General features: G+C 44.7%; 10 protein-coding genes. 5 read left to right on the top strand and 5 right to left on the bottom strand.

From position 1 onward, the window contains the following. Window positions 1-32: 32 nt before the first annotated feature. The 5 genes from JMX03_RS08970 to JMX03_RS08950 all read right to left on the bottom strand — a co-directional run bounded on the left by JMX03_RS08970 (window position 33) and on the right by JMX03_RS08950 (window position 8,064). A complete protein-coding gene (locus JMX03_RS08970; protein WP_201596241.1) occupies window positions 33-1,805 on the bottom strand; it encodes an ABC transporter permease in 1,773 nt (590 codons plus the stop codon). Beyond that, complete coding sequence (locus JMX03_RS08965) at window positions 1,802-3,109, bottom strand: ABC transporter substrate-binding protein (protein ID WP_201596239.1); 1,308 nt, start codon at window positions 3,107-3,109, stop codon at window positions 1,802-1,804. The genes JMX03_RS08970 and JMX03_RS08965 overlap by 4 nt, the downstream gene beginning before the upstream one ends. 214 nt (window positions 3,110-3,323) lie before the next feature. Further along, entirely contained in the window at window positions 3,324-5,510 is a 2,187-nt protein-coding gene (locus tag JMX03_RS08960) for an FAD-dependent oxidoreductase (protein WP_201596237.1), read from the bottom strand. A gap of 271 nt (window positions 5,511-5,781) precedes the next feature. Continuing rightward, a complete protein-coding gene (locus JMX03_RS08955; protein ID WP_201596235.1) occupies window positions 5,782-6,978 on the bottom strand; it encodes an amino acid aminotransferase in 1,197 nt (398 codons plus the stop codon). 156 nt (window positions 6,979-7,134) lie between these two features. Then, on the bottom strand, window positions 7,135-8,064 hold the full coding sequence (locus JMX03_RS08950) for a LysR family transcriptional regulator (protein ID WP_201596233.1): 930 nt from the start codon (window positions 8,062-8,064) through the stop codon (window positions 7,135-7,137). 148 nt (window positions 8,065-8,212) lie between these two features. On the opposite strand from JMX03_RS08950, the gene hppD reads away from it, so the two are divergent. The 5 genes from hppD (at window position 8,213) to JMX03_RS08925 (ending at window position 13,458) form a co-directional block, all read left to right on the top strand. Further along, window positions 8,213-9,313, top strand: a complete 1,101-nt coding sequence (gene hppD / locus JMX03_RS08945; protein ID WP_201596231.1) for a 4-hydroxyphenylpyruvate dioxygenase — start codon at window positions 8,213-8,215, stop codon at window positions 9,311-9,313. 231 nt (window positions 9,314-9,544) lie between these two features. Next, window positions 9,545-10,360 (top strand): phenylalanine 4-monooxygenase, encoded by an 816-nt coding sequence (phhA, locus tag JMX03_RS08940; RefSeq protein WP_201596229.1) that lies wholly within the window; start codon window positions 9,545-9,547, stop codon window positions 10,358-10,360. Window positions 10,361-10,502: 142 nt separating this feature from the next. Next, complete coding sequence (locus JMX03_RS08935) at window positions 10,503-10,844, top strand: 4a-hydroxytetrahydrobiopterin dehydratase (protein ID WP_201574416.1); 342 nt, start codon at window positions 10,503-10,505, stop codon at window positions 10,842-10,844. Between the two features lie 92 nt (window positions 10,845-10,936). Further along, window positions 10,937-12,340 (top strand): Na+/H+ antiporter NhaC, encoded by a 1,404-nt coding sequence (nhaC, locus tag JMX03_RS08930; protein WP_201596227.1) that lies wholly within the window; start codon window positions 10,937-10,939, stop codon window positions 12,338-12,340. 257 nt (window positions 12,341-12,597) lie between these two features. Then, window positions 12,598-13,458: an HpcH/HpaI aldolase/citrate lyase family protein gene (locus JMX03_RS08925; RefSeq protein WP_201596225.1), complete on the top strand. Its 861-nt coding sequence runs from the start codon at window positions 12,598-12,600 to the stop codon at window positions 13,456-13,458. Window positions 13,459-13,573 lie beyond the last annotated feature (115 nt).

Genomic DNA, 13,573 nt, shown 5'->3' with positions numbered 1-13,573 from the left:
TCTTTAAAGTGGAGCGCTTATAGATGTTATTTCTAACGAGTGCCACTTTTAAAGAAATACTTCGGCAATACCCATGCCAATATAAAGCCAATTAATGGCAGTATCATTTGGATGATGGCGTACACCGCACTGGTGCGCCTACTGGCACCATTTGCGAGAGTCACCGCTTCGGTGGTGATGGTGGCGATACGTCCGCCGCCTGCCAATAATGTCGGCAAATACTGACCAAAGCTAATGGCCAAACCAAGGGCAATAGCAATTAACAGCGGCGCAAACAGTTGCGGTAATTTCACCTGTAAAAATACTTTGACCGGTGTCGCACCAAGGCTCGCGGCTACATGAGCAAAACGAGGGTCTAGACGCCTGTAGCTACTGGCAAGCGATAAAAACACGTAGGGCAGCACGAAGAGCAGATGGGTAAATGCCACATTAAAAAACGCTGTTTGGTTATTTACCAACTGCTGTAACCATACCAAACCAAATAAAAAGGCAATGCTGGGCACTAACAGTGGCAAATAGATAATTAAACTGGTAAATTTTGAAAGAGACTTTTTACTTAGTTGTTCGGCTTCCAAACATAATAAAGTCAGCATAATGGCAAATACGGTACTCACGATACCGATAGCAAGAATATTAAATAATGGCGTACCCATTTGCGTAAAGGCACTTTGAAAATGTAATAACACCAACTGCTCTGGCAATACGGCTGGAAAGCGCCAAAAACCAGCCACTGACCACATGACCAGACCAATGAGCGCCAGCAAAATAAAGCCAATCACCACAGTGGTCAGCGTGGCGGTGATTTTTTGCCAGAGTGCATCGGCATAGTGGCGCTTGCCATTTATCAATGTGCCATTAAAGCAAGCTTTTATCGCTTTTTCGCTACCAAGCCACAAGGCGATTAGGCCACCCGTCAACGCCAATTGTAATAACGCGCCTGCCGAAGCTTTTATACGTAGGTTTAAATCTACATCGTTAAACCATTGCATGATAGTAACCGCAAGCGTTGGCGGCGTGTTTGGACCGAGTATCAATGGCATCTCGACACTGGCACTGGCATAGGCAAGCACGGCTAAGATAGGCAAACGTAAAAAAGGATAGAGGACAGGAAGTACCGCTTTAAAAAAGGCAGTAATGGGGTAATAGCCGAGATTTAACGCGACTTTATATTGCTGACGTAGCTTTTTACCAAGCTCTGGTTGCGCCAAAGCGCCTAGTGCCATGAGTAATAAAAATGGCAGCTCTTTCAACGTTAAACCAAAGATAATACTGATACCGTAGGGATCATGTGGAAATATACCGCCTGGCGCCAATTCCCAGCCACTTAGCCATGGTGAGATGAGGCGTGAAAACATACCAGAAGGCGCAATTAAAAAGCCAACCGCTATGGCTGCTGCTGCATGAGGAATGACCAAGATTGGACTAAGCAAACGCTCAATACGAGTCAGCCAAACGCTATTAAAAAACGCCGCCAAAATCATTAAGGTCATCACAAAAGCGAGTAACGTACTTATCAATCCAGTAGCTATACTTAAAGCGACCATTTGAGTAAGACCAGGCGTCTGCCAAAGATCATGGAAGCCTTGTAGACTAACAGTCGTTTTCTCAAGTGCAGGTACCCAGCTAAAGGCAGGTAACAGCACGCTGAGTAAACCACCGAGTACCGGTAATATTAGCAGTAGCAATAAAAATTTCGGACTTAAGGATACAATGTGCGTAAAGATGCGCGTAGATAGGTCTGTTTGATAAGGTGCTTTCGTTTTCGTATTTGCATCAGCCGTTTTATTATTAGAATCTTTACTCATGGGCTGACCCCATAACGTGTTTGCCAGCCTTGCATAATGGCATCAACCCAGCTCGGATGTGGTTCATTCACGGTCCGTTTTATAGCGTCAACAGGTAGGGCGCTCGGATGGGGTTTGTTAGTCTCGAATAGCGCTTGTTGCTCAGGGTCGAGCGTTGATTGGACGAGTACGGTTTTATCACCCCACACAGCAGGCGTTTGCTTTTTAGCCTGTGCTTCTGGGCTTAGCAAGAAGTTTGCCACCAGCTGCGCGGATTGCGGATGGCTGGCGTTATAAGGAATCGCCACAAAATGGGTGTTACTTAAGCTGCCATCGCTCATGGCATAGCTACGAATGCTCTGGGGTAAATCATAACGCTGCACGGCTGCAGGAATTTCAGGCGCGGAAAAGCTAAAGGCTAAGCTAAGCTCGGTATCATCGACCAGACGTCGCATGTGCGCGCCCGTTTGCACAAATTGCTCACCCTTACGCCATAGAGTTGGATGCAAATCATCTAAAAACGTCCACAAAGGGGCTAATATAATATCTGTATTTTGCTCAGTGGCTGGCAGGTTGAGCTGTGCTTTGATATTTTCGCCTGTTTTGCCATCTTGCTTTTCGTGCAGCATGACTAAAGCGTATTTTAAAAAGCTCATACCCAAAAAGTCAGGCGGCTTTGGGTAGCTAAAACGCCCGGGGTTTTGCACCGTCCAATTGACCAGCTCATTTAAAGTGGTTGGTGGCTTGTCGGTCGATAAGCTGTCGTAATAAAAGGTTAGTGAAGCTTGTCCCCATGGCGCTTCCATACCATTGGTCGGTACACCAAAATCAAAGTGAACGGCAGGATTATTCTCTGGATCGGTCAGCGAGAAGTTAGGCAGTTTGTTCGCCCATTGTTTCAGTAATAATGAATTCTCACTCATGGTGGCAAAGTTTGCGCCATTTATCCAGATGAGATCAACGCTGCCTTTATCATTGTTGTTGGCAGATTTTTCTGCGAGTACACGACTAACGGCTTCACTGGTATCGCTCAATTTGACATGGACTAGGTTGATATTATATTTGTCATCGACTTGCTTAGCCGCCCACTGTAAATAGGCATTTATTTGCGGGTCACCGCCCCATGCATAGAAGTAAACGTCTTGGTTTTTACCTTGGGCTTCTATCTGCTGCCAAGATGATAAAGTTTGATTAAGGTCATCGGTAGTGGGTGAGGCAGTGCTTGCTGATATGCCAATGCAAACGCTAAGCACCATAGCATAGGTGCTATAGCGGCTTAGATGTTTTAGCGTTGGCAAAGCTAGTAAAGATTTAATAACGTACATTTATGTTCTCGTTATAACCCGTGTTAAATGTCATTCAGTTATAGGTTCTGAAGCGTGTTGTTGGTACAAATTTTCTTCGCTTGCTGTGTGACTTCGTCACTCCAGAGGCTTCAAAAAAATTATCCCAACAGCACTTATTTCTAAAAAAATCGATCGTCTAAAAGACGATGAAATTAATGAATTGCAACAGCATCGAGTTTCACTGGAAGGCTAATTAACCTCGACGCCATGTATGATATTTCTCAAGCCAGTTTAATACCGTTTCAGGCGCATGATTGCGCTTCCATTCACCAGCCGCGTATTTATTACCCTCCGCCCACGTTGGATACATATGAATGGTGCCGAGTATTTTATTCAATCCTAAACCGTGCTTCATAGCGAGTATAAATTCCGGCATGATGTCTCCAGCATGCTCAGCGACGATGGTCACGCCGAGTATTTTATCTTTGCCTTTTGGCGTAATGACTTTGATAAAGCCATCGTTGGCGCTTTCCGTCACCGCACGATCTAAATCTTTAAAGTCATAGTGGGTAATCTCAAAGTCGATGCCTTTCTCAACAGCCTCTTGCTCATTTAAGCCAACGCGCGCGACTTCTGGGTCTATAAAAGTCGTCCACGGAATCACACGGTAATCTACTTTAAACTTCTTTAGATGTCCAAACAAACCATTTACGGCCGCGTACCATGCCTGATGAGAGGCCACGTGAGTAAATTGATAAGGACCAACGACATCACCAGCAGCGTAAATATTGGGGTAGAGGGTTTCTAAATAGTCATCGGTCTCGATGGTACGTTCAGTTTCAATCCCTAATGTTTCTAAGCCGTAGCCTTCTAAGCGCGCACTGCGTCCAACGGCACAAATTAACTCGTCATATTCAATAGCGATTTCTTGCTTATCTGTACTGCTTTTTTTAACTGCATTGTCGCCTTGCGCTTCAACAATAATGAACTTTTTACCATCGCGCGCTTCACAGCGAATCGCTTGATGCGAGGTTAAGACATTCACGCCACTCTCGACGAGTACTTTCTGTGCAAATTCAGAGACTTCCACGTCTTCTTTTTTCATAAGACGCGCGCCTCTTTCGATTTGAGTCACATTGGAGCCTAAGCGTGCAAAAGCTTGCGCCAGCTCAGAGCCGATTGGCCCGCCGCCAAGTACCACTAGCTTTTTCGGTGCTTCATCAAGCTCAGTAAATTTATTCCATATGGTGTCGCTGGTTACATAGCCAGTCTCTTCCAAACCTGGCAAGTCTGGTACAAATGGACGCGCGCCAGTCGCGATAACGATGGAGCGTGCGGTTAGTGTTTGCGTGCCGCCATCGTTTAGCGCAATCTCTACCGTCCACGGGTCGATGAATTTAGCGTAGCCTTTTAACACTTCGACACCCAATTCCGTATAACGCTCGACGCTATCGTTTGGCGCGATATCAGCGATGACTTGATGGATACGGCTCATGACGTTTTTGAATGAGAACTCTGGTGGTGTATTTTCTAAGCCGTAACGCTCAGCATTGCGCATCTGTTCTGCGACTTTTGCGCTTTTAATCAAAGCTTTACTAGGTACACAGCCATAATTTAAGCAGTCGCCACCCATCTCACCCGCTTCGATTAAGGTCACTTTTGCTCGGACGGTCGCCGCGATATAGCTGGTGACTAGCCCGCCAGCACCAGCGCCAATTACAATCATATTACGGTCGAATTTTTTAGGTTTGCTATAGTTTTTATAGACGCGGCGCTTTTTTAGCATATTTAATATCCCTTTTGCTATTAATGGGAAGAAACCTAACAACGCAAATGAGACAATCAAATTAAACGATAAAATCCCTGACAAGCTGTCAATTTGCGCCAGCTGCGTGCCAGCATTAACGAATACAAAAGTACCTGCGAGCATACCGACTTGGCTGACCCAATAGTAAGTCCACGCTTTAATCGCGGTAACGCCCATGAGTAAATTAATCAAAAAGAACGGAAATATCGGTACTAAGCGCAGGGTGAATAAGTAAAAAGCGCCTTCTTTTTCAACCCCAGTGTCAATGGCTGCTAATCGTTCCGGAAAGCGCTGTTTAATCGTATCACGCAATAAATAACGTGAGGTTAAAAAGGCGAGGGTAGCACCAATACTAGAGGCAAATGAGGCGACCAATAAGCCTTGCCATAAGCCAAATAATGCCCCAGCTGCTAAGGTTAAAATAGCTGCACCTGGTAAGGATAGGGCGGTGACGACGACATAAAGTAAAAAGAACCCACCGATAATCAATAGCGGTGATTGCGCTTTATAGTCGTTAAATTGCGCCATCGACCCTTTTAAGCCGTCAAGCGTCAATAATTGATTTAGGTCAAAATAAAAAAAGCTTGCCGCTAATATCAATATCAACAGTATTAACAATATTCTTTTGATCATGAAATGTCCGGCTAAATAGTGGGGCAAGCAAAGAGGTGTTTACTGATACCAAGTGTTTATTTATGGAGTAGCTTGATGAGCTTCTTAAAAAGTATTGTACGTGTTATTGAGCGATTGCTCAAGTTCTTATCAGCGTATTATATTATGGCTTTATGAGTAGACATGTGAATGTTTAACAAACCTGAGGTCGATAAAAAAGACAAATAAAAAAAGGCTGAGCCAACGCCCAACCTTTTTATTAAAATATCTATCTAAAATACTGTTGAAAGGATCAGTCTTTTAATACTTCTGCCATCGCATTGGCGACATAGTCAATGTTAGCATTATTTAAGCCAGCCACACACATGCGTGAGTTGGAGACCATATAGATGCCAAACTCATCTTTCATACGTTCGACTTGCTCAGGCGTTAATCCTGTAAAGCTAAACATGCCGTTTTGAGCAGTGAGGTAATCAAAGCTACGACCAGGGACTTTAGCTTCTAGCACGGATTTTAGCTTCATGCGCATCGCTTTGATGCGGTCACGCATCGCATAGACTTCGCCAACCCATTGCTCATGCAGGGCTTCGTCATTCATGACGATATCGACCACACGGCCACCATGTGACGGCGGGCTTGAGTAAATGCGGCGTACTGTATACGTCAGTTGACCGAAGACGCGCTCAGCTTCATCTGCTGTTGGACAAACCACGGACAGGCCGCCGACACGCTCACCATATAGTGATAGGTTTTTGGAGAATGAGTTGCTCACAAATAATGGCAGACCCATATCCACAGCTTTGCGAATGGCATAAGCATCGCTGTCCATATCTTCGCCAAAGCCTTGATAAGCGATGTCCATAAATGGAATCAGTTCGCGCTGTTGAATGACCTCTAGTGCTTTATCCCACTGCTCTTGAGTCAGGTCCACGCCCGTTGGGTTGTGGCAGCAAGGATGCAATAAAATCACATCGTCTTTGTTCAATGTTTCAAAAAACGCAATCATTTCATCAAATTTGATGCCGCCAGTGGCTTGGTCGTAGTACGGGTATTTGCCGACTTCAACATCACTGCCTTCAAAGATGGCAATGTGGTTGCCCCAAGTAGGGTCGCTGACGTAGCATTTGGATTGCGGGAACCACTGATGAATAAAATCAGCACCCACTTTCAATGCGCCAGAGCCACCAATAGTAGCAATGGTAGCGACGAGGCCGTCTTTTAAGACTTGGGCATCTTTACCGAACAAAAGATCCTGACAGCCTTTACGATGTCCAGGCAAGCCTTCCATTGGTAAATAGGGACGAGGAGAGATTGGGTCTGCAATGCGCTTTTCAGCGATTTTTACACACTCAAGCACTGGCATTTTGCCGTCTTCGTCATAATACACACCCACACCCAAATTCACTTTATCTGGATTGTTATCTTGTGCAAACTTGCCCATTAGCCCTAAGATTGGATCACCAGCATAGTAGTCAATACGTTCAAACATTTTTTTTCCTTACAAGAATAGAGACAAAGCCGTTAAAAAGCATAAACCAGATTGACGATTAACTCAATGTTAGATTTATCTCTAACGTAATTTCTTTATTAGCCAAACAGTATGATGAGTCACTTTCAATCTTTTTAATTCTCGCACATCTCCCAGTTAAACCTGATGTAAGTCATTAAAGTGATTGGAAAAATAGGTTTGCAAAAACTGCTTAAAAGCGATAGTAGCGGGTGACATCGCTCGAGAGGAGCGTTGGTAAATAAAAAACCGCCGTGTTTTTATAGGCTGAGATAGCGGCCGCATTTGTAGGCCATTGGCACTTACCCAATCAATCACTTCAGGCATATAAGGCAGGCACAAGGTAATACCAAAACCTTGGCGGCTCATCTCAAGCGCTGTCGACATAAAGTTTACCTTATAGCGCGCTTGCTGGATGTGTGCTGCAATGGTTTCATCAAGCTCAGCGGTTACTTGCTCAAGAAAAGGGCCCTGCAAAGTAATCAAAGGGTTGTCTATGAAATCCTGCCAAGTGAGCTCGCTTTTTTGCGCTAGCAGATGGTTGTCAGGCATGACGACGCAAAACGGTAGCTCATATAACAAATCAGCCCTGATGTCATCCTCATTTTCCATAAAACCAAGCTCGGTACCGACGCCCAAATCTACTTCGATATCCTGAATGTGTTGTAGGACGTTTTCTGCAGAGCAATCCAATAAAGACACGCTGATATCAGGATATTCTTTGGCAAATTGAGCGATGACTGCAGGCATGGAGGAGGCAGCAAACTGCGAGACTGCCAGTCGCACTTGACCTTGCGCTAAGCTCATCAGGCTGCTCGCTTCATTTTCAAACAGCTGCATCTCATTCAGTACTCGACGTGCTTGCGGCAATAAATGTCGTCCTACTACCGACAAAGATAACTGGCGGGTAGTGCGGTCGAATAACACAATACCCAGATTTGATTCTAATTCTTTGATCAATCCACTGACGGCAGACTGGGTTAAATATAACTGCTCACTGGCACGGGTAAAGCTACCGCTGTCAGCGACTTTGATAAAGGCGTTCAATTGGCGAATGCTGATATTCATAAGAAAACCTGATAAATAAATCATAAAATACGATTGGCCTTATAAATGAAGCTAATCTAATATAAATACATCGTCAATAACATTTATTGATATATACAACTTTTTACACTGATTTTTACCTCACTAATTGAAATTAAGGATGATTACAATGGCAGATTTATTCGAAAACCCAATGGGATTACAAGGGTTTGATTTTGTTGAATTCGCCTCGCCCAACCCTGAAGCGGTGGAAGCGCTATTTGAGCAGCTTGGCTTTACTCATGTTGCCAACCATAGATCCAAAGACGTATCTCTATACCGTCAAGGTGACATCAACCTGATCATCAACCGTGAACCAAAAAGCCCAGCCAGTTACTTCGTGGAAGAGCATGGTGCAGGGGCATGTAGCATGGGCTTTCGGGTTAAAGACTCTACAAAAGCTTACGAGCTGGCGATTGAAAATGGCGCCCAGCCAGTAGAGGTACCGACAGGATTCATGGAACTGAGGCTTCCTGCTATTAAAGGTATCGGCGGCTCACTGATTTATCTGATTGACCGTTTTAAAGATGGTGAATCTATCTACGACGTCGATTTTGAGTTTTTCCCAGAGGTTGATAGACGCCCTGTTGGCTATGGCTTTAAAGTCATCGACCATCTCACGCACAACGTCTACCGTGGCCGTATGGCTTATTGGGCGAACTTCTATGAGCGCATTTTTAACTTCCGTGAAATTCGCTATTTTGATATTAAAGGCGAATACACGGGACTGACCAGTAAAGCAATGACCGCACCTGACGGCAAAATTCGTATTCCGTTAAACGAAGAGTCTAAGCAGGGTGGTGGACAAATCGAAGAGTATTTGATGCAGTTTAACGGTGAAGGTATTCAGCACATTGCTTTAGCCAGTGATGACTTATTCGCCAGCATCGACAAGCTTAAAGAAGCTGGTATCCCACTAATGACAGCGCCACCTGCTGCTTACTATGAAATGCTGAGCGAACGTTTACCAAACCATGGCGAGAACGTTGCTGAATTGCAAACTCGTGGTATCTTGTTAGATGGCACCACTGAAGGCGGCACACCGCGTCTGCTATTACAGATATTCTCAGAAACCATTCTGGGTAGCCCAGTATTCTTTGAATTTATCCAACGCAAAGGCGATTACGAAGAAGGCTTTGGTGAAGGTAACTTTAAAGCGCTGTTTGAATCGATAGAGCGTGACCAAATGCGCCGCGGTGCCATCGGTCAGCCAGAGACGGAAGCAGAGTAGTATCATTTCTAGCTATAGCGAGTCCGTCAGTCAATGAAACAAACATGGCAGGGCAAAAGGAGTTTGTCTTGCCACCATTAACTTTAGTAGCTGTTTATTTAGTAGCAGCTTATTGAATAATGATTGATTTAGTGATGATTGATACGGTCACTATCAATCTTGTAATCATTCAGGTAATAAATCTAAAGTAATGGTTCAAATAGAATGAACGAATGGAAAAGGAACATCGGCATGGAACGCCAAAACAAGCAACCCTACGTGTCGCATCAGCCTGATGCCAATGGTGATATTCATTATAGTGATGATGAAAATGCCATGTGGCAGGCCTTGCTTGAGCGTCAAGCCAAGCAAATACCAAACCGTGCCTGCTCAGAATATCTAGAGGGTTTAACAAAGTTAGATCTACCCAGCACACGTATTCCCCAACTACAAGATATCGATCAAGTACTGCAAGCCACCACAGGTTGGCAGACTGCTGCCGTGCCTGCGCTCATCAGTTTTGGAAAGTTCTTTAAACTGCTGGCCGATAAGCGCTTTCCTGTAGCGACTTTTATCCGCCGCTTTGATGATATGGACTACATCGAAGAGCCTGATATCTTTCATGAAATCGTCGGACATTGTCCACTGCTGACCCATCCTGCGTTTGCTGCTTTTAATGAGACATACGGCAAGCTTGGGCTGAGTGCAACAAAAGAAGAAAGATGGTTTTTGGCACGGCTGTATTGGTTTACCATTGAGTTTGGCTTAGTGGGCAATAGCCGTAAAGACCGCAGAATCTATGGCGGCGGCATCTTAAGCTCACCTTCTGAAACCCTCTATGCGCTCAGTGATGAGACTCAAAGCCAATCCCAACCTGAACACCGAGCATTTGATTTGCTTGATGTGCTACGTACGCCTTATCGAATTGACCATATCCAGCCGATTTATTATGTGATTGATGATTTGGATACCCTATTTGACATCGTTGATAGCGATATCATGGGAGTGGTTAAGCAGGCGATGTCACTTGGACTCTTTGAACCAACGTATTCAGTCGAAACTAACTGAGGGTTTCATCAATAGGCAATCTAAGCAGATGGCTTAATCAACAGTATTTAATATTTAGTGTTTCAAAGGCACTGATGATAACAGCGTTAACATGGACGTAGATTTTATAAAAACTTAATAGTTAAAATAAAAGGAACTTATTATGACTGCATTATCACAATCTAGCTGCGAAGCCTGCCGTGTCGGCGCACCAACAGTCGACGATACTGAGGCACGCGAGCTGTTAAAGCAAATTCCAGATTGGTCGCTGATTGAAGTTGATGGTATCAAGCAATTGCAGCGCCAATATAAATTCAAAAACTTCGTCACAGCGATGGCGTTTGCCAATGAGCTTGCAGACATCTCTGAAGCCGAAGGGCATCATCCAGGCATCTTGGTCGAGTGGGGCAAAGCCACCGTCACTTGGTGGTCACACAGTATTAAAGGTCTGCATCGCAATGACTTTGTCATGGCTGCCAAGACCGATAGCCTGTTAGGTAAGTAATCAGGGTGGCAATAATCATAGCAACTCATTAAACTTGCCCCACTCAAAGCCAACCCTAACGCCAGATGTAACTGGCAACCTAAGGATGTGTGATGCCGCCAAAAATATTAACTCAAATATCGCCTAAATTGGCCTTTATGATTTCTACCATTGTCATCGCTATCATGGGCGTCACCATGATTGGCTTTGGCTGGCTACCTCATCTATCATTAATACTCGCTATTTGTGTGTTACTGGCTATCGGTCTATTTAAAGGCCTGAGCTTCAATGATATGCAAGAACAGATGGCATCTGGCGTCATGAGCGGTATTGGTGCGATATATCTATTCTTCTTTATTGGTTTGATGGTTGCCGCCTTGATGATGTCTGGCGCCATACCGACACTCATGTATTTTGGTTTTGAGTTGATATCGCCAGAATTCTATTATATCTCCGCCTTTATATTGACCTCTATTATTGGTATCGCCTTGGGCAGTAGTCTCACCACTGCAGCGACGCTTGGCGTGGCTTTTATTGGGATGAGTAATGCCTTTGATGCCAACGTCGCTATTGCGGCGGGCGCTATAGTGTCGGGCGCGTTTTTCGGTGATAAGATGTCCCCATTATCTGATACCTGTACCATCGCTTCATCGGTGGTAGGTATTGATTTGTTTGAGCATATTCGTAACATGATGTACACCACGGTGCCGGCATGGATACTGACCGTCATGTTATTCTGGTTCTTCTCTGGACAGACTGTCAGTGGCGATCTAAGCCAAGTGACCGTCTTGCAAGGTCAGCTGATTGAAAGTGGCTTGGTACATAGCTATGCCGTATTGCCATTTGTGGTACTGATAGGACTGGCAGTATTTCGAGTCAATGCCATCTATACCATTATCTGTACCATCATCGCGGCATTGGTTGTCACCTACTTGCATAGCTCGCCAAGCTTTGGGCAACTAGGAGGGTACTTCTTTGCAGGCTATTCGCCCGCTGAAGCATTAGATCTTGGGGAAGTGGGCGGTATGCTCTCGCGCGGCGGTGTGCAAAGCATGTTCTTTACCCAAGCAATTGTGATATTGGCGCTCAGCCTTGGTGGGTTATTGACGGCCTTAGGAATCTTGCCAGCCTTATTATCAGGCATCAAAGACAAGCTGACCACTTCAGGACGTGCCATATTTGCCGCTGCCATGTCGGCGCTGAGTATCAACGTGCTGATCGGCGAGCAGTATTTGAGTCTGTTATTATCAGGTACCGCGTTCCGTCCGATATTTGAGCGCTTGAATTTACACCCCAAAAACCTATCACGTACCATTGAAGACGCGGGTACAGTCATCAATCCGCTCGTACCTTGGAGTGTGTGCGGGGTGTTTATCAGTCAGGCTTTGGGTGTGCCCGTGCTCGATTATCTGCCTTATGCCTTCTTTTGTTACCTGTCGCTGTTTTTGACCTTGATATTTGGTTTTACAGGTTTGACGATCAGTCGCACAGATGAGGGTAAAAAAGCAGCTAATTAGTTAGTCAAGAGATAGCGTTTCTTATCTTAAAGACACGTTTTGCGCTAATGACTAAATAAATCTATGCTATATTCATATTGTTATCATCGAAGCCAGGCAGCATCATGTTGTCTGGTTTTTTATTAGCTGTTATTTTAAGGTTGTTTTAAGGTTGTAACGTTTGGTTGTTCTGTTCAGGCTCAGTGTCTGTTAGAGTCAAAAGACACTAAGCTGATTTACTCATATTGTAGAATTTATGTCTAAGGAAGGATGTACGCATGCAAGCACCTATTAATAATATCAATAATAATTTAGCCAGTACTGCTCATAACAAGACATGGCTGTTTGTGCCTGCCACAAGAATGGCGCTGGTCGCCAAAGCCTTTGCCAGTGGTGCGGATGCTGTGATTGTTGATTTAGAAGATGCGGTTGCGCAAACAGACAAAGCCCAAGCCCGTGACGGTCTAAAAAATTATCATGATAGTGCCGATTATCAAGCGGTTTGGGTGCGCATAAATAAAGCAGGGAGTGATGAGTTTGCCAAAGATGTGCAGCTTTGTCAGCAGCTGTCCAATCTGGCAGGCGTGATACTGTCTAAAGCCGAGCAAGCTATAGATATTGAACAGTTTTATCAGCGTACAGGTTTGCCAGTGATTGCGTTGATAGAAAGCGCCATTGGCTTGTATCAAGTCGATGTCATGGCCAAGGCGTCAGGGCTGGTCGCGTTTAGTTATGGCTTTTTGGATTTATGCAATGATTTGCGAGTGCAAGTAGGGACGTCAGCAGCGGATATCGTGGCCAATCAAATTCGCTATCAACTCATCCTTACTTCAAAAATCAATCAACTATCGCCGCCTATTGACACTGTTTATCCTGATTTTAATGATAGCGACGGCTTGAGTGCTCGCGTACAGCTGTGGTCGCAGATGGGCATGTCAGGGATGCTTTGTATTCATCCCAAGCAAGTGGCTATAGTGCAGCAAGCGCTTAAGCCGACAGCTGCTGAGATTGAGTTTGCTCAGCGTGTGGTAGAGGAGTATCAGCGCAGTGGGCAAGCAGTGTTTAAAGTAGACGGTGAAATGGTTGACGCGCCTGTGATTCAGCGTTGTATGGAGCTGTTAGGTAAGCAAAAAGATTAACGTTGAAAGCCTGTGCTCAAATCCGACTAGACATATAAAATCCTGATTTACAACACTGCAAGTGACGTCTATCATGGTGAAGTCAACACTGTACTTATTTTAAAGTTTTTAGCGA

This window comes from Psychrobacter fulvigenes, assembly GCF_904846155.1.
Taxonomy (GTDB): Bacteria; Pseudomonadota; Gammaproteobacteria; order Pseudomonadales; family Moraxellaceae; genus Psychrobacter; species Psychrobacter fulvigenes.
Note: the sequence above shows the minus strand (reverse complement) of the source record. Positions and strands in the feature narration are given on the sequence as shown.